At 36.4% G+C, this 21935-nt stretch carries 18 protein-coding genes; 3 read left to right on the forward strand and 15 right to left on the reverse strand.

From position 1 onward, the window contains the following. Positions 1–63: 63 nt before the first annotated feature. Together AC07WY_RS14555 and AC07WY_RS14560 are read left to right on the forward strand one after the other, a co-directional pair. Positions 64–1248 carry a YbfB/YjiJ family MFS transporter gene (locus AC07WY_RS14555; protein WP_494736578.1) on the forward strand — a complete coding sequence of 395 codons (1185 nt, stop codon included), beginning with the start codon at positions 64–66 and terminating at the stop codon, positions 1246–1248. A gap of 335 nt (positions 1249–1583) precedes the next feature. Further along, positions 1584–2942 carry a nucleobase:cation symporter-2 family protein gene (locus AC07WY_RS14560; protein WP_494736579.1) on the forward strand — a complete coding sequence of 453 codons (1359 nt, stop codon included), beginning with the start codon at positions 1584–1586 and terminating at the stop codon, positions 2940–2942. Between the two features lie 158 nt (positions 2943–3100). Here AC07WY_RS14560 and AC07WY_RS14565 read toward each other — a convergent pair whose 3' ends face one another. From AC07WY_RS14565 to AC07WY_RS14605, 9 genes are all read right to left on the reverse strand, one after another. Continuing rightward, on the reverse strand, positions 3101–3430 hold the full coding sequence (locus tag AC07WY_RS14565; RefSeq protein ID WP_419334483.1) for a hypothetical protein: 330 nt from the start codon (positions 3428–3430) through the stop codon (positions 3101–3103). A 117-nt stretch (positions 3431–3547) separates the two neighbouring features. After that, complete coding sequence (locus AC07WY_RS14570; RefSeq protein WP_494736580.1) at positions 3548–4009, reverse strand: hypothetical protein; 462 nt, start codon at positions 4007–4009, stop codon at positions 3548–3550. Between the two features lie 128 nt (positions 4010–4137). Beyond that, entirely contained in the window at positions 4138–4485 is a 348-nt protein-coding gene (locus AC07WY_RS14575; protein WP_494736581.1) for a hypothetical protein, read from the reverse strand. A gap of 218 nt (positions 4486–4703) precedes the next feature. Next, on the reverse strand, positions 4704–5018 hold the full coding sequence (locus AC07WY_RS14580) for a hypothetical protein (protein WP_494736582.1): 315 nt from the start codon (positions 5016–5018) through the stop codon (positions 4704–4706). Between the two features lie 189 nt (positions 5019–5207). After that, on the reverse strand, positions 5208–6452 hold the full coding sequence (locus AC07WY_RS14585) for an alpha/beta hydrolase family protein (RefSeq protein WP_262085499.1): 1245 nt from the start codon (positions 6450–6452) through the stop codon (positions 5208–5210). 280 nt (positions 6453–6732) lie between these two features. Then, the gene (locus AC07WY_RS14590) at positions 6733–7968 is read right to left on the reverse strand and encodes an alpha/beta hydrolase family protein (RefSeq protein WP_494736583.1); all 1236 of its coding nucleotides are present in this window, start codon (positions 7966–7968) and stop codon (positions 6733–6735) included. Between the two features lie 419 nt (positions 7969–8387). Further along, positions 8388–9629 (reverse strand): alpha/beta hydrolase family protein, encoded by a 1242-nt coding sequence (locus AC07WY_RS14595; RefSeq protein WP_494736584.1) that lies wholly within the window; start codon positions 9627–9629, stop codon positions 8388–8390. A gap of 219 nt (positions 9630–9848) precedes the next feature. After that, positions 9849–10727, reverse strand: a complete 879-nt coding sequence (gene ubiA, locus AC07WY_RS14600) for a 4-hydroxybenzoate octaprenyltransferase (protein WP_494736585.1) — start codon at positions 10725–10727, stop codon at positions 9849–9851. Positions 10728–10744: 17 nt separating this feature from the next. Then, entirely contained in the window at positions 10745–11242 is a 498-nt protein-coding gene (locus AC07WY_RS14605; RefSeq protein ID WP_262085496.1) for a chorismate--pyruvate lyase family protein, read from the reverse strand. 264 nt (positions 11243–11506) lie between these two features. Between AC07WY_RS14605 and AC07WY_RS14610 the strand changes: the two genes are divergently transcribed. Next, on the forward strand, positions 11507–13048 hold the full coding sequence (locus tag AC07WY_RS14610) for a DUF4139 domain-containing protein (RefSeq protein WP_494736586.1): 1542 nt from the start codon (positions 11507–11509) through the stop codon (positions 13046–13048). Between the two features lie 76 nt (positions 13049–13124). Here the strand turns inward: AC07WY_RS14610 and rnk are convergent, their stop codons facing one another. The 6 genes from rnk to AC07WY_RS14640 form a co-directional block, all read right to left on the reverse strand. After that, positions 13125–13532: a nucleoside diphosphate kinase regulator gene (gene rnk, locus AC07WY_RS14615; RefSeq protein ID WP_262085494.1), complete on the reverse strand. Its 408-nt coding sequence runs from the start codon at positions 13530–13532 to the stop codon at positions 13125–13127. Between the two features lie 266 nt (positions 13533–13798). Next, positions 13799–15052, reverse strand: a complete 1254-nt coding sequence (glyA, locus tag AC07WY_RS14620; RefSeq protein WP_262085493.1) for a serine hydroxymethyltransferase — start codon at positions 15050–15052, stop codon at positions 13799–13801. Positions 15053–15212: 160 nt separating this feature from the next. Further along, positions 15213–16439: an alpha/beta hydrolase family protein gene (locus tag AC07WY_RS14625; protein ID WP_419334491.1), complete on the reverse strand. Its 1227-nt coding sequence runs from the start codon at positions 16437–16439 to the stop codon at positions 15213–15215. Between the two features lie 521 nt (positions 16440–16960). Further along, positions 16961–18514: an alpha/beta hydrolase family protein gene (locus tag AC07WY_RS14630; RefSeq protein WP_494736587.1), complete on the reverse strand. Its 1554-nt coding sequence runs from the start codon at positions 18512–18514 to the stop codon at positions 16961–16963. Positions 18515–19323: 809 nt separating this feature from the next. Then, the gene (locus tag AC07WY_RS14635; protein ID WP_494736588.1) at positions 19324–19662 is read right to left on the reverse strand and encodes a hypothetical protein; all 339 of its coding nucleotides are present in this window, start codon (positions 19660–19662) and stop codon (positions 19324–19326) included. Between the two features lie 653 nt (positions 19663–20315). Continuing rightward, entirely contained in the window at positions 20316–21617 is a 1302-nt protein-coding gene (locus AC07WY_RS14640) for an alpha/beta hydrolase family protein (RefSeq protein ID WP_494736589.1), read from the reverse strand. Between the last annotated feature and the right edge of the window lie 318 nt (positions 21618–21935).

Below are 21935 nucleotides of genomic sequence, written 5' to 3' on the forward strand. Positions count from 1 at the left end.
ATTTATTGTCATTTTTTTAAATTCACCTTAAGGTGAATTAACGGAAAATGGATAATCTGCACAATGACCAAGATCGGATCGAATAAAATTCAGCTGAGTATCTTTCTATGCCTGTGTATGTGTTTAGGCATTGGCATTCTCCGATTTTCCTATACTGCATTATTGCCCTCTACCCGTCTTGCTTATCATTGGGACTCCAGTTTTGCCAGTATATTAAGCAGTGCAAATTTGTTGGGGTATTTAATTGGTGCATTTTGGGCAATGAAACTGCCTCAAAACTTTACCATGCCTCGATATATCATTTTGGCGGCATTTTCTGGAACGGTGAGTTTACTCAGTTGTGCTTTTTCGGGTCTTCCCGAAAGCTGGTATGTCTTTTGGCGTGTCATTTCAGGCATCAGTGGTGGCTTATTGATGATCCTAGCACCGAGTATTGTTGCACATTGCAGCAAAGCTGAAGAACGTTTAACCATCAACTTTATTGGCTTTAGCGGTATTGGCATCGGAGTATTATTGGCAACCCTGTTTTTGCCTTATCTCGACAGAATCAACACACAATCTGCATGGATGATTTTATTTGCATTCTCTGCTGTCATTTGTTTGATCATTGTTTATTTACTCAATCTATTTAAAGATCATCTAGATCATATCAGCGTAGCAAACAATCAAACGGGGACAGTCAATGGCATGTATTTTAGTTTGCTGATTGTTTATGCTTCTAGCGCTTTTGCCTATGTTCCCCACTCATTGTTTTGGATTGATTATCTTAAAAACACCCTACATCTTAATCTATATCTAATTAACTTGAATTGGATTTTGTATGGTTCAGGCAGTGCCTTAGGTGCAATCAGTGCTTACTTACTGGCACGAAAATTTGGCAATTTTACCGCATTAAAAATATTATATAGCCTGTATGTCTTGGCGATCTTTATTGCGATTTTTTCAACCCATCCAATCCTTACCTATACCTCATCCTTTTTTACAGGTTTGCTTAATCCTGCTGTGGTTTTCCTTACTTCATATACCATTTTACATCTTTATCATGTGGCCTATAAAAAACTATGGAGCATAGCAACATTAGCTTTTGCCGTAACCCAATTGGTTGGTGGAATCTGTTTTAGTAGCTTGCAACATTGGGGTGTCTCCTATCATCAGCAATTTATACTTGCCTCATGTGTACTCGCTGTAGGTACAGCACAATTTTTTATCTATTCTCAAACCCATCAAGCACAACTGCATAAATGCTAAAATAAATGATCATGTTGTGTGAATCATATCGCTATTAAAAGCTTCTCCTCCCCTTTGAAGAAGATCAGGATGAGGGTGCTTTATCTTAATCTATGCTTTAAAAAAGGACAGATGAAAGAAGCCTAGTGCTTCGTTTTAGAATCGCGCCAATCTAAACACGCTAAGCTTTATCCACCGTAAAATAATCGGCTTTGCACAAAGAAATAATTTAGATATCAACCTCAAACACATAAGTTTTAGCTTTCACTTAAAGCACTTTGCCCACAATTATTGACCATTTGGCATATAAATTGCTCTTTGTAATACAGGGATGGCAAAGTCATAAAGGTTTTAAGATGAATACTGAAATTAAAAAAATTCAACCTGAAGATGAAGTTTTAAGTGCGGGAAAGAACCTGACATTTGGTTTACAGCATGTACTCACCATGTACGGTGGTCTGATTGCAGCACCTTTGGTCGTAGGTACGGCGATTGGTCTAAATGCAGCTGAAATTGCCTTATTAATTACGGCATCTATTCTTGTGGGTGGTTTGGCAACATTACTACAAACGCTTGGACTAAAGTGGTTTGGTGCAAAACTTCCAATTGTACAAGGCACTTCATTTGCTGCTGTCGCAAGCATGATCGCGATTGGTACAACTGGGGGAAATATCCAAACGATTTTTGGTGCTGTGATTGTCAGTTCTATTTTCGGGATATTGATTACCCCCTTTTTCTCAAAAATAGTGCGTTTCTTTCCACCGATTGTGACGGGTTCAATTATTACCATTATCGGGATTTCACTTTTACCTGTTGCAATCCGCTGGATTATGGGCGGTAACTCTAAAGCACCCGAATGGGGCTCACTAGAAAATATCGGGATTGCAGCCTTTACCCTCGGTGTACTACTTGTGGTGAGTCGCTTTGGTTCAGCCACAATGGCGCGCCTAGGCGTACTCATTTCAATTATTGTTGGTGCAATTTTTACCATCCTGCTTGGTGTTGCCGACTTTTCAAAAGTGGGCAATGGTGATTTATTTGCTTTTCCACATCTATTTGCTTTTGGTCTACCGAGCTTTGAAATGTCCGCGATCTTAACTATGTGTATCGTGACCATCGTAATCCTTACTGAAACAACAGCCAGCCTTTTAGCGATTGGTGAAATTGTTGATACAAAAATGGATAGTCATCGTTTGGCAGATGGTTTAAGAGCAGACATGCTATCTTCTGCGATTGCGCCATTATTTGGTTCATTTATGCAATGTGCTTTTGTCCAAAACGTGGGACTGGTTGCCATTTCAGGTGTGAAAAGCCGTTTTGTCGTAGCAACGGGTGGTGCCATTTTAGTTGTGCTTGGTTTATTACCGATTTTTGGACGTTTAATTGCTGCGATTCCGATGCCTGTTTTAGGTGGCGCGGGTATTGTTCTATTTGGTAGTGTTGCAGCAAGTGGTATCCGTACATTATCTAAAGTGGATTATCAAACCCAATCCAATCTCATCATTGTTGCTGTGTCGATCTGTGTCGGCTTAATTCCTTTAATCAGCCCTGATTTCTTTCATGCCTTTCCCAAAGTATTCCAAACTTTATTTCATTCAGGAATAAGTGCGACGTGTATAGCCGCAGTATTACTCAATATTTTCTTTAATCACCTTTCATTTGGTAAAAAAACTGTTCGATCTTCAGTCAAAAATGTACAAACGGCCATACATTGAGATAAAAAAAGCAGAGCTAGAATGAAAGCTCTGCTTTTTTAGATTGTTAAATTCGATAAATTGGTAAGCATCTAACAAATAATCAATATTTCTATCTGACAACTACACGTTTTATTGTGTCTATTAAATTAATTTTAAACGACGATTATATAAAGATATTAATTATCCTTATACTCCGATTTTCTACGATCTATATAAGAATTAATTAAATATTTATTAATAATAAAATCTTCATATGCCCTTACATCTTTGATCTGCTCATCAATCATGACCAATGTATAACTATAAGGTGATTCTAAATATTTAATAAAAACGATAGGCGTATTTATTAATTGAGAATCATAGAGATATGTAGAATCAAACCAACCTAAGCCATCTTCATACTCTTGAATAAATGGACTTCCCCACAGCTTACAAAATTCTTTGATGTTTAAATCAGTACAGATAATCGTTTGATCATTTCCACTTGGCCAAAATGATTCTGCCATATCAGCATCCTATTTTTGTGACTACACATCTAATTACAGCCTTATCTCCAACGTTTTTTACTCCAGAGTTCGGAGAAAACCATAAAGCTCTTCCATCCAACCCACCTCTATTTGGTTTTACAAAGAAATAGAACTCAAATCTACATCTTTAAGGTCTTCAATTAATACCAATAAGTCAGATTTTAATTGATCATAATCTATGGTCTTAGGTATCTTAAACAATGGATTGTTTATACGCTCAATAAACAAGGAACAATAAAGATCTCTTAACTGGTTGATCGAAAGTTTCTCTATCTCTAAAGGGTTGATTAAAATTTTAAAAATTAAAGTAGTTTGAGTATTACCATCAATATCCTTTGATCTTTCTAAATTTTTCATTTGATTAAATCTGGCTAAATTTATTTCAACCTCCTCATAAATGCTAATAACCATGAAAAGAGCTAAAACAAAATTCCCGCCATAGGAGTTATTAGATAAAGTCTTCCAGTTTTTATCTTCAAAATAACGATTTAATTTATGAAGTTTTTCAAAATAAGGTTCTATTCCTGTTACGGATGTAGCACCAATTCTTATTCCCATTTCATCACCTACTTATAAAATTGATTAATTTTAGATTTTTTTTAAATTTAAGGTGAATTAAGATGTTCAACTGTCATTTTTTCAGGAATATTCCAGCTTTTCTTAGAAACGATAATTGAACAAGATTCCTAAAAATCAGTCCAGCTATACTCAACAACTAAATCATCATTAAAACATCTAAATGTAGCAACTGCATGATCTCCATAATATGGGCCAATATAGATTAATTTCGATTTATTTAGACAGCTAATATTAGCTTTTGGAATGTTTTCAAACGCTTTATGTAAATCATCCTGAATTGATATATCAGAACAGTTTCTCAACACCATGTTTTCGTTCTTCATTTTCTCTCCAAGATACAAAGCTTTGAAATACTTTTTGTATTTCAAGTATGTTTGAAAATCACCTTGTAAATCAAAAATAAAAAACAGCATTAACAATGAAAAAAAAGCCACGATATAACTCATTTTCTTCATATTTCCACCATATTTAAAATAAACAAATAATTTTTAAATAGGTAACAATCTTATCTAAAAAATACTACCTTTTTACAATAAATCTTTTCCATAAGAAAACTTTAAAAACATACATATTATACTTTACTATAATCTAGCTTTTATTTTACATAAATTCCAGAATCTTAATTTTAGACCACCTATTCTAATGACTGGAAAATGTCTACCTGCATTATTTACTATACAAATCTCGCTCTACTCTTAAGTACACTCATCCAGTAATTATTGTTATTAACAAATAACTCCTTAATTGGCCAATCAGGTGCCGTCTCTATTTTTTGCAATAAAATTTGTGTTAAACCAAAGTAATCATCCTCATCGTTTCTTAATATCGAGCACAAGCCTATCGCATCATCATTGCTCACTGGTAACTTTATCCTATCAATTAATGCTTGAATATGATCAATATACTCAATACCTTTTGGATCATTCACCGCATCTTCGGACTTTGGAAATACACCAAGTTTTATTAAATTTTTAACAGCAATTTGCATAATCAAACCTCTCATTATTTAATTATATTCTTAGTCAAAAGTATATTGAGTTTCCCCCTTATTTATTTTAATTTAAGTTTTACATACTCATATTAAAAGCAGAGCTTAAATGGAAGCTCTGCTTTTTTATTTACCACACTCTATTTAACCGCCAAGAAAAGCAAATGACTGGATGCTTTTCTTAAACAATTATTTTGTAGTTGGCATATGCTTTTTAATAAAGGCAACCAATTCAGGATTTTTTTCAACAATCGCTTGAGTATGACTCGCATCTTTCACAGGTAAAAACGTTACATCTGTACCCATATCTTTTAAACGTTGTTGCAATCCTTCTGTGACAGGATAAGGTACTGCCATATCAGCAGTTCCCTGAATAATCATTACTGGGCTATTAATTTTCTTGGTTGCAGGTTGGTTCTCAGCTAAGAATTTTTTTACCGTAGGATTTTCTTGGAAATTATCGACTAATCCAGGATAGTCTAAAACAGTTTTTCCGCCATTCTTAACAATATAATCACGGATATCATCAGCAAATTTATTATGCAATTCATCTAGACATAAACCATTTTCACCCGTTGAACCTTCCGCAAATTGTGCAATATTTTTTGAACGATCTTTGAAAACGTCTCGATAATTAAACTTAGGTTCATAAGCAGTCACACCAACTGTGGTATAAGCTGCATATGCCATTAATTCTGCATAAACTTCAACAGCAGTACCCACTGGAGCTGTTCCAGCTTGTTCTTTTTGAAGGATATCTCGAATTGCTTGTGGCGCAACGACAGAAATAATATAACCCAAACTTGAGGCAGGTGCGCCTGCGACAGCACCTTTATAATTGGCATCACTATTGGAAATCTCCGCCGTTCCTAAAGAAGCATGTCCACCCTGCGATTGACCAACAGACATCCACTGACCATTGATCTGATTACCATAACGTTCTTTATACGCTTTCACTGCATAAATCGCTGAATTTGCTTCACTCTTTAAATTTAAATACGGATGCATGCCTGGTGTACCCAAGCCTTCATAATCAGGGGCTATAATCACATAGCCTTCATTTAACAAGCTTTGCGCCATATTTTTAAATCGTGGGTTAAACTTATTTCTACTCGGTGCGCAACTATCACCAACGCCAACCGTGCCATGTTCCCACACCACAACTTTCCAACCATCAGCAGGTCGCGTTGTTTTGGGGATGAAAACCATTGCTGTAGCTTTCTTGGTTTCACCAAGTACATTCGGCATATTATAGGTCATAACTTTGACCGATGTAGCCTCATTGATTACATCAGAATTGTATGTATTTTCAGATACATAATTCTTATTTGAACCCCAATTATTCCAGTTATTATCGTCATCATTACATGCAGCCAAAAATAATGCTGAACCGCAGGTCATTGCCAATAATGTCTGTTTAAATAATGCTTTCATTTCTAAGTCCTCAGTTTTTATTTTTTGAACAACTCCGTGTTCAAGCTACTAATTAAACATAAAAAAAAGCATCTTGCTAGGATACTTTTAACCAAAGAGTAAAATAATACTTAGATACAAATGCTTAGCTTTAATTTAAATTCGCTTATATCAAATCCTCTATAAAACTTTACAAATGATTGTATAAATATAAAAAACAGAGCCTCAATGGAAACTCTGCTTTTTATAGATAGCTACTCTCAATTGAACTGCCAAGAAAGCAAAGGATTGGATGCTTTTCTTAGAACAATTTTTTTGTGGTTGGCATATGTTTTTTAATAAAAGCAACTAAATCAGCGTTCTTTTGAACTATCGCTTCAGTATGGCTAGCTTTATCTACAAGCAAAAACGTTACATCTGTTCCCATTGCTTTTAAGTCCTCCTGTAATTTGACAGTTACTTGATAAGGCACTGCTGTATCAGCAGTTCCCTGAATAATCATCACTGGGCTATTAATTTTCTTTGTCGCTGGTTGATTATCTTTCAAGAATTTTTCCACCGTTGGATTCTTTTGGAAATTATCAACTAATCCTGGATAATCTAAAACGGTTTTATCACTATTTTTAGTAATATAGTCTTTGATATCATCGTTAAATTTCTTCTGTAAATCAGAAAGGCATAAACCATTTTCACCCGTTGAACCTTCAGCCAATTCTACAATATTTCTTGAACGATCTTTATAAAGCTCTCGATAGTTAAACTTAGGCTCATAAGCGGTCACACCAACCGTAGTATAGGAAGCGTATGCCAATAATGTACCAGAAACATCAATCGCAGCATCAACCTGCCCAGCTTGAAGAAGCTGTTTAATTGCTTGTGGCGCAATAGTAGAGATAATATATCCCAAGCTTGAAGCAGGCGCGCCTGCGACAGCACCTTTATAGTTAGGATCATTATTGGAAATCTCCGCCGTTCCTAAAGAAGCATGCCCACCCTGAGATTGACCGACAGACATCCACTGGCCATTGATCTGATTACCATAACGCTCTTTATATGCTTTCACTGCATAAATCGCTGAATTTGCCTCACTCTTTAGATTTAAATACGGGTGCATACCTGGGGTGCCTAATCCCTCATAATCAGGCGCAATAATCACATAACCTTCTTTTAATAGGCTCTGCGCCATATTTTTAAAGCCAGGATGAAATGCATTTTTACTTGGTGCACAACTATCACCAACACCAACCGTACCATGCTCCCAAACCACAACTTTCCAACCGTCAGTAGGCCGTGTCGTTTTAGGAATAAAAACCATTGCTGTTGCTTTCTTGGTTTGCCCGAGTAGATATGGCATATTATAGGTCATGACTTTGACCGATGCAGCCTCACTCATTACATCTAAATTATAGGTATTTTCAGATATATAATCTTTATTCGAACCCCAGTTATCCTTGTTATCATCATCATTACATGCAGTTAAAAATAATGCTGAACCACAAGTCATTGCCAATAATGTTCGTTTAAATAATGTTTTCATTACGAAGTCCTCAATTTTTATTGTTTGAACAGCTCCCTGTTCACAGCATTAATTAATCATAAAATAATGAGTCTTACTACAATATTTTTTAATAAAACAGTAAAACAATTCACATTTAAAAAATTATTATTATCTTAATACCGTGAAATTTCATAAAAAACAATTAAACCGATTTAATTTAAAAATTTCCTTCATAACTGTAGATAATACAAAAATATTCCAAGCCCCCCTTAAATACTTTATAAGCTAAATAGTATAATGCTTTATAATTAAACTTAATCGAAAGTAGCTAAAAATCCTACAAACAATCTGTATAGATATAAAAAAAGCAGAGCTTTAATTAAAACTCTGCTTTTTTATTTACCACGCTCTATTTAACCGCCAAGAAAAGCAAATGACTGGATGCTTTTCTTAAACAATTATTTTGTGGTTGGCATATGTTTTTTAATAAAGGCAACCAATTCAGCATTCTTTTCCATAATTGCTTCGGTATGACCAGCACCATCCACACGTAAGAAAGTAACATCTGTTCCCATCGCTTTTAAGTCTTTTTGCAATTTATCTGTGACTGAATAAGGCACTGAGGTATCATCAGTTCCCTGAATAATCATCACAGGGCTATTAATTTTCTTGGTTGCAGGTTGATTCTCTGCTAAGAACTTTTTCACTGTCGGATTCTCTTGGAAATTATCGACTAATCCAGGATAATCCAAAACGGTTTTACCCACATTTTTAGCGGTATAATCATTGATATCATCAAAAAATTTCTTCTGTAACTCAACAATACAAGCACCGTTTTCCCCCGTTGAGCCTTCAGCCTCTGCAGCAATATTTTTTGAGCGTTCCTTATAAAGCTCACGATAGTTAAACTTAGGCTCATAAGCGATCACACCCACCGTGGTATATGATGCATAGGTCAATAATGTAGCATAAACACCAGCAGCAGTGCCTACAGGTTTCTTCCCTGCTTGCTCTTCAAGAAGAATATTTTCAATCGCTTTCGGTGCAACAACAGAAATAATATAACCTAAACTTGATGCAGGCGCGCCTGCCACAGCACCTTTATAGTTGGGATCATTATTGGAAAACTCTGCTGTACCTAAAGAAGCTTGTCCGCCCTGAGATTGACCGACAGACATCCATTGACCGTTAACCTGATTACCATAGCGCTCTTTATATGCTTTCACTGCATAAATTGCGGAATTTGCCTCACTCTTGAGATTTAAATACGGGTGCATACCCGGTGTTCCTGAGCCTTCATAATCAGGTGCAATAATCACATAGCCTTCGTTTAATAGGCTCTTTGCCATGCCTATAAATCGTTCATTAATTTTATTCCTACTCGGTGCACAACTATCACCATTACCAACCGTACCATGCTCCCAAACCACAACTTTCCAACCATCAATAGGTCTCTTGGTTTTTGGAAGAAAAACCAATGCGGTTGCTTTCTTAGTTTCTCCTGTTACATACGGCATATTATAGGTCATTACTTTGATTGATTCAGCCTCAGGCATACTACCTAAATTATAGGTACTTTCAGACACATAATCTTTATTTGAACCCCAGTTATCCTTGTTATCATCATCATTACATGCAGTTAAGAATAATACTGAACCGCAAGTCATTGCCAATAATGTTCGTTTAAATAATGTTTTCATTACGAAGTCCTCAATTTTTATTGTTTGAACAGCTCCCTGTTCACAGCATTAATTAAGCACAAAATAATGAGTCTTACTACAATATTTTTTAATAAAAAAGCAAAATATTTCACATTTAAAAAATTATTATTTTCTTGATATCGTGAAATTTCACCTATATTTTTTATTATTGTAAATAGAGATGAAATTTCAACAGTGGTTTATTTTTATAATTTAAAATCAAAATAGTGCAATAAAAATGCCGACAAATATGATTAAACCGACCCAACGGTTATGTCTAAATGCCCAAAAGCATAATTGTGGATCGCGATCCTTGGTTTTTGACCACTGATAAATAAAATCAGCAACGACCAATAATAAAGCCATCAAGCCAAATGGAATCAAAATATTTTCTAAATATAATGCTGCACCAATCAACAATACACTGGTCAATTGCAATAAAGAAATAATCTCAATATCGTATTTTCCAAAAAGAATAGCGGTTGATTTCACGCCAATTTTTAAATCATATTCACGATCTGTAATTGCATATTGGGTATCATATGCCACGGTCCATGCTAAATTGCCAAAATAAAGCAGCCAACAGGTCCAATCTAAGGGTTTTCCCATTGCGGTAAATGACATTGGAATCCCCCAAGAAAATGCCATCCCTAAGACCACTTGTGGTAAATGGGTATAACGCTTCATAAAGGGGTAAACAAAGGCGAGAACTAATCCTACAAGCGCACAGTAAAAAGTTGCGATCGGCAAGAAAAATAAAGTACATGCACTGGCGGCCATCAAACCAATAAACACCCAAATGGCTTCTTTGGCTGAGATTACTCCTGTTGCCAATGGGCGATTTTTAGTACGCTCTACATGTGCATCTACTTTACGATCAGCAAAATCATTGATCGCACAACCGGCTGCACGCATAAAAATTGTCCCCAAGACCATTGCAACCAGTGTCACAATATCGGGGATACCTCCTGCAGCTATCCATAATGCCCACATGGTCGGCCATAAAACCAATTCTGTTCCAATAGGTTTATCAAAACGACACAGATAATAATAAGCTTCTAACCGTTGTTGCCAAGTGGTGTGTTGCGCGATCGACATGACAGTCCTTCAATACTCTATTTTGAAATATGCTGTTGTTGTAAAAATTGCTCAAAAGCAGGTAGAAAAGTCTCTTGAACAATAAATTTACAACCATGCCAAGTATAACAACTTTGACGTGTCCAACCCTCTGCTAATTTTAAAACACGCCGTTCACACAACGGATTGGTGCGTTGAAATAAAAACTTTCCAATCGGTTTAGTTCGAATGTGTTTAAACAAACGTGCTTTGCCATGAATACTAAGAATAGGAAAAATACTTTTTGCTTTGACCCATGGTTGCTCATCACAACCAAACAAATAGCTTTCACGTACCCAAGAGGTATGTTGATGTGGCATTAGCATCCATTGGCTATCTAGCAAGGTCATTCTCTGATAATGCTCTTGAATCGGCTGAACTTTAAATAGTCCGCCCGCAGCATCCGTCAGCTGCTGAGTCAGTGAACCTTGAGCATACAACCATGTTTTTAATTCAGGAGGAAACGTCTTATCCCGTATTGTGCATGATTGTTTCAATGTTCAGCCCTTTAAATTTTGGATAACTTAGTGTAACTGAAATTTTTTGTTTTGTTTAAATTGATCTACTAAATCCCAAAAATTCAATGAATAATCCATCAAAATAAAAATAAATAAACCACGAATTATGGTGAAAATTAATATTTTTATTCCTCCCATTTAAGCTCAACTAGCTTTCTCTTTCGATCACTATTTTGATTTGTATCACTTTCTGCTACATTTTAACTATTAAAATTGATTTCAGGTATTTTAGGGCCTCATATAATGAATATAAAAACAGCACTACAACTCAGCATTTTATGTATTCCTTCATCATATAGCTTTGCACTCAACTTATCTAACTCGCCAATTCAACAAGTCACGCTGTATCCTACATTGGCAAAAATTGAACGAACTATTCCTGTACAAGCAGGAGAACAACTCGTTACCCTGAATGGGCTTGCAGCAAACTTCAATATCGATCAACTGCAATATCAGAGTAGCAATATTGAAGTCAATGCGGTTTCTCATACAGATAGTGCACTGGATAAACCCGCAGGAAATGAATCCTCTCAATTGCGCAATAATATAGAGGATATTAAAAGGAAAATTTCTGAACAAAACTCAATTATTCAAGCAGCTGAATTACAAAATAAGTTTTTAGAAAATGTCATCAAGGGCTCTGCACCTAAAGTACGTAAACAAGCCTACGAGGCTTTTATTGCCATTGATCAAGCCAAAACAGAGAAAGAAAAATTAGAACAACGTTTACAAGAGCTTGAGCAAGACTTAAATGCTATTGGAGACAGTGAGTTTAACCAACGCACACTTAAATTTTATGTCAATGCGCCACAACGTGGTGAAATTAAAATTAGCTATATGGTGCCTTATGCACGTTGGCAACCGATATATAAAGCAGAATTAAACACCCAAACCAAGCAAATCAAACTGACGCGCATGGCGATGATTGCACAAAAAACTGGGGAAGACTGGAACAATGTTAAATTGGCATTGTCCACAGCAACACCGCAAAACTACGTTCAACAAGTGCAGCCACAACAATGGTCGGTCAACTATTATGAACCAGAACCTGTACGACCAATTTATCCCGTTGCACCAGCGCCTATGGCTTTGGCTGAAATGAGTTATGATGAAAAGTCGACTGCTAAGGCCAAAAAAGCCCCGCCTCAATTCCCACAATTTCAAGCGGCTGATTTAAATTTTAGCACTGAATTCCGTTCAGAAACCAAAGCCTCCATTCCCAGCAGCCAACAGCAAATCTTTTTACCTTTAAGTACTGAACAATATGCCGCAAAACTTTCAGTTTGGGCAATCCCGAAGCAAAGCACTCAAGCGACAATTAACGCTGAAATTTCAAAACTTGATCAAAATTGGCCTTCTGGAACAGTAAAACTTTATCGTGATGGCGACTATATTGGACAAAGAGCTTGGAGCAATAGCGCAGATGAAGCACTACAAATGAGCTTTGGTACAGATGATCAAATTCAAGTTAAAGTGACTGATTTAACCGATAAGAAAAATCCAGTCAAAGGTACTCAATCGGAAACCATCCGAAAACAGCAATATTCAGTGCAAAACTTACATAGCTACCCAATTCAAGTTACGATTTTTGAAGCGGAACCACAAAGCCAGAACGGTAAACTCAGCACACAGTCTAGTTATAGCTTTCCACCAACTGCAACACAATGGAACGGACAACCCAATATCAACCAATGGCAAATCGATTTAAATCCGAAACAGATTTATAAATTAGATATTCAGCACCAATTTAAGTATCCAAGCAAAGGAAGAACTTCAGGTTTCTAAGTCTTTATATACAAAATTTAGCCCAGTAATCACTGGGCTTTATTTAAACAGGTAAATTTTATCTCTTAAATTTTTATTAGAGATAATCACCCTCTCTTTCTGGCTGATACACGACTTTTTCAATTTTAACTTTCATTAAATGACCATCAGGCTGAGGCCATTCAATTTCCTGCCCTTCAGCCAAACCAAGAATTGCTGTGCCTACTGGTGCAACTACATTGACCTGCCCTGCCTCACCACGAAAATCATGCGGATAGACTAAGGTAATTTCGGTTGCTTCTGTCGAGGGTGCAACAGTGATTAGAACTTTTGCATTCATCGTCACTACATTAGGCGGCATATCTTGAGGGGCAACCACTTCTGCCCGTGCCAATTCCTCTTCTAAATGTTGCATCGTCACAGTCAACTTCGACTGATGTTCCAACATCGTTTCTAAACGATGTAAATCTTGTTCTGAAATAATAATATTTGGTTTACTAGCCATGTGCCTAATTCCTTCGATCTTTCACATCATTTGGGTATAGCAGCGATGTTTATAATGGATTTGTTGACATTTCATAAATGAATTAAGCTACAAGCCGTAAATTACAGCATGCAACCTATATGTCGAAAACGTAAAGCGAAGTATCAATAAACTCCAATAATCTACTTCTTTTATAACAGATATTTTCTTCCATGTTTTAAGCTTTTCAACTTATTGAACAACCATAAAAAAAGCCCCCTTGAGAGGAGGCCTTCTCAAGTTAATGCTTATTTAGCATAAACGGGGAATTTTGCACAAACTGTTTCAACTTTTGCTTTCACAGCATTAATAACAGCTTCATCACCTTTTGCATCGAGGATATCCGCAATCCAACCTGCCAAATCACGAACTTCAGCTTCACCAAAACCACGTGTTGTTACTGCTGGCGTACCGATACGGATACCAGAAGTGACAAATGGAGAACGTGGATCATTTGGTACGGCATTTTTGTTTACCGTAATATGAGCAGCACCTAACCAAGCATCAGCATCTTTACCAGTCACATCTTGCTTAATTAAAGACAACAAGAATAAATGGTTTTCTGTACCACCAGATACAACATCATAACCACGTGAAATCAACACTTCAGCCATTGCTTTAGCATTTACAACCACTTGTTTTTGATATTCTTTGTATTCAGGCATCATTGCTTCTTTAAAGCAAATTGCTTTTGCTGCTATCGCATGAACCAATGGACCACCTTGGTTACCAGGGAATACAGCAGATTGAAGTTTTTTCTCAATTTCTTCGTTTGCTTTTGCAAGGATTAAACCAGAACGTGGGCCACGCAAAGTTTTATGCGTAGTTGTCGTTGTTACATCAGCAATTTGAACAGGGCTTGGATATACACCTGCTGCAACGAGACCGGCAACATGAGCCATATCTACAAATAAATAAGCGCCAACTTTATCCGCAATTTCACGGAAACGTTGCCAATCTACAATTTGGCTATATGCAGAGAAACCCGCAACAATCATACGTGGTTTATGCTCTACAGCTAAACGCTCAACTTCTTCGTAATCAATTTCACCAGTTTCTGTATTTAAACCATATTGAACAGCATTATATGACTTACCAGAGAAGTTGACTTTAGCACCATGGGTTAAATGACCACCATGTGCCAAGCTCATACCTAAAACAGTATCACCTGGGTTAAGTAAAGCAAGATAAACTGCTGAATTTGCTTGAGAACCTGCGTGTGGCTGAACATTTGCATAGTCAGCACCAAATAATGCTTTAGCACGATCGATCGCCAATTGTTCGATCACATCAACATATTCACAACCGCCATAATAGCGTTTGCCAGGGTAACCTTCCGCATATTTGTTAGTGAGTTTTGACCCTTGTGCTTCCATAACAGCTGGTGAGCAATAGTTTTCAGATGCAATTAATTCAATATGAGCTTCTTGACGGGCATCTTCTTGAGTGATTGCTTGAGCAATTTCTGGATCAAATTCAGAAATAGAGATATTGGCGAACATTAGCGAGGTCCTATGAATTAGGGCTTTTAAGCCGTGCTAAGATTGCGCGTATTGTAGCATGAAGTTTGTAATTAAACAGAATGAAGTTTGTTCCGTTTTAAATAAAAATGGCTCATGTTGAAAACATAAGCCATTTGCTAAAATCTACAATTTAAAATAGTTATTGTGCTGCAAACATTCCTTTTACATCAGCCACAATATTATCGATATTCAAGGCATAAGCTGTACTATGATCCCAAGCTGGATTGGTAATGTAGTTCACCTGCGTCGTCAGTGCTTTAGCCGTACCATATAAAGTATCTGTTGCCACTTTCGGTACAGTTGTATCAGCGCCACCTTGATAAATAATCACCGGCGTTTTGATTTGCACTTGCAACGGTTGCGAATCTTTCTCTAGGAAAGTTTTAACCGCTGGCAAAGACATAAACGTATCAGTTGTTCTTGGATAATTTTTCAATGAGCCATTGACTGCAGCATATTGCCCCATTGCTACACCAAACTGTTGCCCCAGTGTATCGTAACAAACAGACTCAGCATTCTTTGCAATTGCATCAGTCGGCACTTTAAAGACTTGGCTATAGTCTAAAGTTGGATTTGAATTGCGTAGACCCGCTGCAATCAACGCTGTAAATGTATCCAATGATGCATAGACTGGAATTTGTTGAGCTGGCGTTCCATCTATAACTGATAATTGACCCGCATTTAAAATTAAACTCAATTGTGACGCAGGTGCGACAGCAACTGTACCTTTATAATCTAAATTTGCACGATCAGCATATTGCGCAGCGCCTAAAGCCGCTTGTCCACCTTGAGAGTGTCCAACAGTCACCCATTTTTTCGAGACTTTATTGCCTAACCAATTACGTGTTGCGACTACAGCATCTGTAATCGAGTAACCTTCACTTTTTACATTTAAGAATGGATGGAGTTCAGTTCCGCTCGGCTCCCCTAAACCTTCATAATCTGGTGCAACAACCACATAGCCTTCAGCAAGGAATTTAGAAATCATCCCTTTAATATAAACATTCGTCGCATTGCGGCTTGGCGCACATACATCGGCAACGCCAGTTGTGCCATGTGCCCACACCACGATAGGCCACCCCGAAGCTGGTGGTGCTGTTTTAGGCGTAAATACCAATGAGGTTGCTTGTACTTCAGTCCCTTTAATCCCCTTCATCTTATAAGTCATCACCACACTATCAGCAGCGACAGCAGAAAAATCTGTCTTGGTATATGCTGTAGGTGTGCCAACAACAGGATTTGCAATATTATTTACATCCGTATTTGAAGGTGATTCATAAGAATTCCCCCCACTACCACCGTTATTACACGCGGATAAAACCAAACCTGAACTTAGAATTAAAATTGATAATGCATTTTTTTTCATGTGACTTATTCCTTAAAGCACAATTTTTTTAAAGTTATATATACGGCTGAGCACGTATAATTCTTTCATAAATACGTCAAAAAAATCTGTTATACAAGTTTTTTTCTTATTATTTTTTAAACATTATTCAATAGATTAAAATGTGCATCTTCTTCCAAAATCGAAACTAATGCAACAGCAATTTTTTAGCCTTTGATGCCAATATCAGAATTTAAACTTTTTAAAAATTAAAATTTTTCACATTTAAAATCAAACATATAGTAATTAACAAAATCTTTTTTCAGCCTGTTTCTTATCTTTATTTGCGTCTTATTTCTAGCTTATGTCTTATCGCAACGATAACCGTTCACTTCTACAAAAAATATTGAAGAATCATGCGAAGTATAAATAGCAAGATCAAATAATTATTTTTCTAGCAATCTTTTTTACGAGATTTAAACATAGGTCACAAAAATACCCTTATCAACCAGTAATAAGGGCATTTTTACATTGCTACAATGAAGTATTGAACGCTCAAAATATTAATCAGCAAGTAAGGCTTTTATATCTTTTAACAAGTTTCCATTTTGAACATTGGTCGCATGTATATTGATGTGAGTCCAAGCTGGATCAGTTCTGTAATCAATTTTAGTGTTTAAAGCACGTGCTTTCTCCACCAAAGCATTGGTTGCCTGTGGGTATACGATAGTATCAGCTCCCCCTTGATAAATAATAATCGGGGTTTTCACTAGCGTTTGTAGTGGTTGTGAATCCTTATCTAGAAACTGCCTCACAATTGGATTATTTTTATAATCCGCTTTTTTACGCTTTGAAAAGTTGACCAGACGACCAAACAGCCCTTCAGTCCTATTTGTTCGGTCAAAAAAAGCCGTTATTAGCCCCGCAAGACAACGTTCTTCTGCTCGTGCAGCCGGAATATCATAGGGGGTGTTAAATATATTGGTGTAAACAGGCTCGTTCGGATAAAGACTTTTCATCCCCGCAGCCATATAGGCCGTTAAGGCATCTAGCGCTGGATAACCAATATTTTGCTCGACTCTAGTCTTACCTGCCAAATCCGTTTCTTTTAGGTTTTCAAGCATTTCTAAATTATTTGCGGGCGCAAATGCGACCGCACCCTTATAATCCATATTGGCACGCGCTGCATATTCTGCTGCACCTAATGCTGCATGCCCCCCTTGCGAGACGCCAGTGACAGCCCACTTGCTAGATGCTTTATTGCCCAACCAGCTTTTGGTTGCAACCACTGCATCAGTAATTGAATAGGCTGCACTTTTTAAATGCAAATACGGATGTATTTCCTGACCTCCTGGTTCACCCAAACCTTCATAATCGGGTGCAACCACCACATAGCCTTCTTTAACAAAGCTATCGATCATATTAATGGCACCTGTATCCAAACGTAACATTTCTTTACTCTTACTTGGCGCGCATTGGTCAGCAACACCTGTTGTACCATGTCCCCAAGCTACGATTGGCCAGCCTCCAACTGGTGGTGCAGTTTTTGGGGTAAATACTATGCTTGTTGCCAGAGTTTCTGTTCCTTTGATGCCCTTCATTTTATAAGTCATCACCACACTCTCGGCTGCATTTGGTGGATTTTCTGTTGCGCTCATATATTGTTGTGGCGTGCCCACCACAGGGTTTTGAATGTTGTTAACATCTACATTTGGCTTATCATCACCTGGTTTTTCCTCACCTGGCTTACCATCACCCGGTTTTTCATCACCAGGCTTACCGTCACCCGGTTTTTCATCACCTGGCTTACCGTCACCCGGTTTTTCATCACCTGGCTTACCGTCACCCGGTTTTTCATCACCTGGCTTACCATCACCTGGTTTTTCGTCACCCGGCTTACCATCACCTGGTTTTTCGTCACCTGGTTTTTCGTCACCTGGCTTACCATCACCTGGTTTTTCGTCACCTGGCTTATCCTTATCTGGCGGAACTACTTCTCCAGGCTTAACTACAGTGGGTTTTTCATCATTTGAACTATTACTGTTTCCATTGCCACTACAGGCAGTCAGCAATAGACTAGATCCAACCAACATGATTGAGATTAAATTTAATTTCATTTGAATCATCCTTGCATATAATATTTTTTATTACATCAGTGTCTGCAAATTCAATTTGCCAACTCTAATTAATAGAGCGCCAGCCAGAGTCATAATGAATGTCTATTTTATAATTACATCACATTGTGCAATTTTTAAGCTAGGCTTCATTATGATTATTCGAGAAGATAAATTTAGCAAGTAAAATTTAATCTTTAATTTTTAAAATTATTTAATTATAATCAAATTCACTAAAATACTATTCTATCAATACAATTTTATATTTATCATAGATGCCAAGTAAATCATATACCTCCCAAATACTGTGAACTTGGATTATTAAAAAATAGACTTTTTATAATTTTTTATTAAAAAATTTCATTATTTAAATTTCAATCAATTTAAAATAATTCATATTTATACTCCCTGATTAACACATTAAAATCAATGCTAATTACGACTAAATCAAAACAATGCTTTTCCAGCCTTCTTTTTACAAACTTAAAATATAGGGTTAAATGATAAAAAATGACCTTATTACTGCTAATAAAAAAATTTATTAAATTATATTAAATATTAAAAAATCAATTAAAAGTCAGGATTATAGTATCTTCTAATAATAGGACAACTTCAACATTAGCAATGTATTCACTAAAAAGAGTCTAGGTTAGATCTACCCTATAATCAATTTTAAATTATTTACAGGTATCATCATCTAAGTGCAACCATAACATCGCTTTCTTTGATAAAGCTATCAATCATACATAGGTAGATTCATTTTACCTAAAAATGAACTTGTAATTAATAGCCTTGTACTTGACGTGCCCTCATCAACAATCCTCTCTACACCATACACCCAAACCAATCGGCCAATCTTTAGCTGAGGGTTCAGTTTTAGGGTTCAATAGCAATGTTGTTTCTTGTGTTTCTTTTCCTGAGCTGCCTTTCATTTTAGATGCCATCACCACGCTCTTGGCTGCATTTGGTAGATCCTCTTCTGAGGACGGATATTCTTGTCGTATATTCACCACTAGATTTTGAATATTGTTTACATCTACCTTTGGACTTATAGATGAATTATTACCATACTCATCACCAATATAATCGGTCAGAAGTAGAACAGCCCCCAATAACGCTACTGAGAATAAATTTAATTTCATATGATTCATCCTTGTTTATCACTTTTCTATCATTTCAGTGCCAAAAAATCATTTATCCCTCCTTAATCGTTGCTCTTTTCCTTCATTACTTTTTTGTAATCACATCACAGCACACGATATTTAAGTTATGCTTTATTATAATTATGACATAAATAAAAATTGGGTAAATTACATTTTAGAATAAAATGCTTATATTTATTTTTATTCACTCTGAAATTTAATACGCAATTCGCTAAAAATAAAATATTTTACAATTTATTCACTATATATTGTAAATTGTCACTTATGTAGAGTTTTTTACTACTAAATTATGAAGAAATTATTATCAATTGTTGATTTTATTATTTAAATTTCAAACAACCTAAAAACATGAATTTTGAATATTTTCACACAATTCACATTAAAAAACTGATTCGTAGTATGATTTAATCAACAGCCAGTACTTATCTCGATTTTAATATTGGTTTAATCAGCAATCAATCAGATAGAGACACCATTAAATGCCATTAATCACCAAAATCATAAATGGCCGGGCTAAAAATAGCTTTTTTAAATCGTCTTTTTTCAGATTAAAACATGGATCTAAATCATAAAAAATGCCCCTATTACCATTAATAAGGACATTTTTGTCTTGCAATAACTAAAAACAAAACACTTAAAAATTATTTGGCAAATAGACTCTTGATATCTTCTAACAACTTTCCATTTTCAACATTAACCGTGTATACACTAAAGTGAGTCCAAGTTGGATCTGTTCTATAATCAATTTTGGTGGTTAAAGCCCGCGCCTGTGCCACCAAGGCATCGGTTGCCTGTGGTAATACAATAGTGTCGCTGCCACCTTGATATATAATAATCGGGGTTTTCACCACTGTTTGTAGTGGTTGTGAGTCCTTTTCCAGAAATTGCTTCACAATCGGATCATTTTTAAAGCCTTCATTTTTACGCCATGAATAACCTTTTAAACTCCCTTCATTTGCATTTGCGTAGGTTGCAATCGGCCCCAGAAACTGTAGCCCCAACTCGATAAGGCACAGTGATTCTGCTTGCTCAGCAACTTTATCACTCGGCGACTTAAATATTTTACTGTATACAGCCTCACTCGGATAAACACTTTTCATCCCCGCAGCCATATATGCCGTTAAAGTATCTAAAACCACATAGCCTAATGTTTGAGGGAGTGACAAATCCTCCATGTTTGCCAATGCCATTTCCGACAGTTCTTCAATCAATTTTAGGTTATTTGCTGGTGCAAATGCGACCGCCCCCTTATAGTCCATATTGGCACGCGCCGCATATTGTGCTGCACCTAACGCTGCATGACCACCTTGCGAGGTCCCAGTCACTGCCCATTTATTCGAGGCTTTATTGCCTAGCCAACTCTTGGTTGCCACCACAGCATCGGTAATTGAATAGGCTTCACTTTTTAAATTTAAAAACGGATGAATTTCCTTATCGACAATTTCCTCTGGCACACTAGGTTCACCTAGACCCTCATAATTTGGCGCAACCACCACATAGCCTTCTTTAACAAAGCTATCGATCATATTATAGGTAGACTTATCTTCCACACCTGGAAGTAGACTCGTAATTAATTTCTGCTTACTCGGCGCACACTTATCAGCAACCCCCACTGCACCATGTGCCCAGACCACAATTGGCCAGCCTCCAGTCGGAGGTGTCGTTTTGGGAGTAAATACTAAGGTTGTTGCCTGAGTTTCTTGGCCCGTAATGCCTTTCATTTTATAAGTCATCACCACACTGTCTGCAGCATTTGGCGGAAGAGTATTACCTTCAATCTTATACGGTTCTGGTGTGCTCACTACAGGATTTTGAATATTGTTTATATCTGCATTTACATTTGTAGTTGTGGATGGACTATCATTATTTCCATCACCTCCTCCACAAGCTGTTAGGAATAAAGAGGATCCAGCCAACATAGCCGAGAGTAAATTTAATTTCATTTGATTCATCCTTGCATATAATATTTTTTATTACCTCAGTGTCAGCACATCTTATTTGCCAACCCTAATCAACGAATCGCTAGCCTGATGCATAGTGAATGTTTGTTTATTCGTCACATTGCATTGTGCAATATTTAAGCTAAGCTTCATTATATTTATATTGGAAATATAAATTTGCAAGTGAAATTTAACATTTACATTATTTGAATTATTTTTTAACTATTTAGCTTAAAGAAACTTTATTCACAGAAATATTGCATTATTTTATATAACCTTATATTTACCTTAAGTTCATTTTAAAATACAATTAAATTCACA

It is taken from the genome of Acinetobacter sp. GW821-FHT01C12 (genome assembly GCF_059422625.1).

Excerpts from the sequence above, each read along its gene's own strand:
- AC07WY_RS14555 (WP_494736578.1), top strand. The coding sequence starts at position 64 with ATGACCAAGATCGGATCGAATAAAATTCAGCTGAGTATCTTTCTATGC.
- AC07WY_RS14560 (WP_494736579.1), top strand. The coding sequence starts at position 1,584 with ATGAATACTGAAATTAAAAAAATTCAACCTGAAGATGAAGTTTTAAGT.
- AC07WY_RS14565 (WP_419334483.1), bottom strand. The coding sequence starts at position 3,430 with ATGGCAGAATCATTTTGGCCAAGTGGAAATGATCAAACGATTATCTGT.
- AC07WY_RS14570 (WP_494736580.1), bottom strand. The coding sequence starts at position 4,009 with ATGGGAATAAGAATTGGTGCTACATCCGTAACAGGAATAGAACCTTAT.
- AC07WY_RS14575 (WP_494736581.1), bottom strand. The coding sequence starts at position 4,485 with ATGAAGAAAATGAGTTATATCGTGGCTTTTTTTTCATTGTTAATGCTG.
- AC07WY_RS14580 (WP_494736582.1), bottom strand. The coding sequence starts at position 5,018 with ATGCAAATTGCTGTTAAAAATTTAATAAAACTTGGTGTATTTCCAAAG.
- AC07WY_RS14585 (WP_262085499.1), bottom strand. The coding sequence starts at position 6,452 with ATGAAAGCATTATTTAAACAGACATTATTGGCAATGACCTGCGGTTCA.
- AC07WY_RS14590 (WP_494736583.1), bottom strand. The coding sequence starts at position 7,968 with ATGAAAACATTATTTAAACGAACATTATTGGCAATGACTTGTGGTTCA.
- AC07WY_RS14595 (WP_494736584.1), bottom strand. The coding sequence starts at position 9,629 with ATGAAAACATTATTTAAACGAACATTATTGGCAATGACTTGCGGTTCA.
- ubiA (WP_494736585.1), bottom strand. The coding sequence starts at position 10,727 with ATGTCGATCGCGCAACACACCACTTGGCAACAACGGTTAGAAGCTTAT.
- AC07WY_RS14610 (WP_494736586.1), top strand. The coding sequence starts at position 11,507 with ATGAATATAAAAACAGCACTACAACTCAGCATTTTATGTATTCCTTCA.
- rnk (WP_262085494.1), bottom strand. The coding sequence starts at position 13,532 with ATGGCTAGTAAACCAAATATTATTATTTCAGAACAAGATTTACATCGT.
- glyA (WP_262085493.1), bottom strand. The coding sequence starts at position 15,052 with ATGTTCGCCAATATCTCTATTTCTGAATTTGATCCAGAAATTGCTCAA.
- AC07WY_RS14625 (WP_419334491.1), bottom strand. The coding sequence starts at position 16,439 with ATGAAAAAAAATGCATTATCAATTTTAATTCTAAGTTCAGGTTTGGTT.
- AC07WY_RS14630 (WP_494736587.1), bottom strand. The coding sequence starts at position 18,514 with ATGAAATTAAATTTAATCTCAATCATGTTGGTTGGATCTAGTCTATTG.
- AC07WY_RS14635 (WP_494736588.1), bottom strand. The coding sequence starts at position 19,662 with ATGAATCATATGAAATTAAATTTATTCTCAGTAGCGTTATTGGGGGCT.
- AC07WY_RS14640 (WP_494736589.1), bottom strand. The coding sequence starts at position 21,617 with ATGAAATTAAATTTACTCTCGGCTATGTTGGCTGGATCCTCTTTATTC.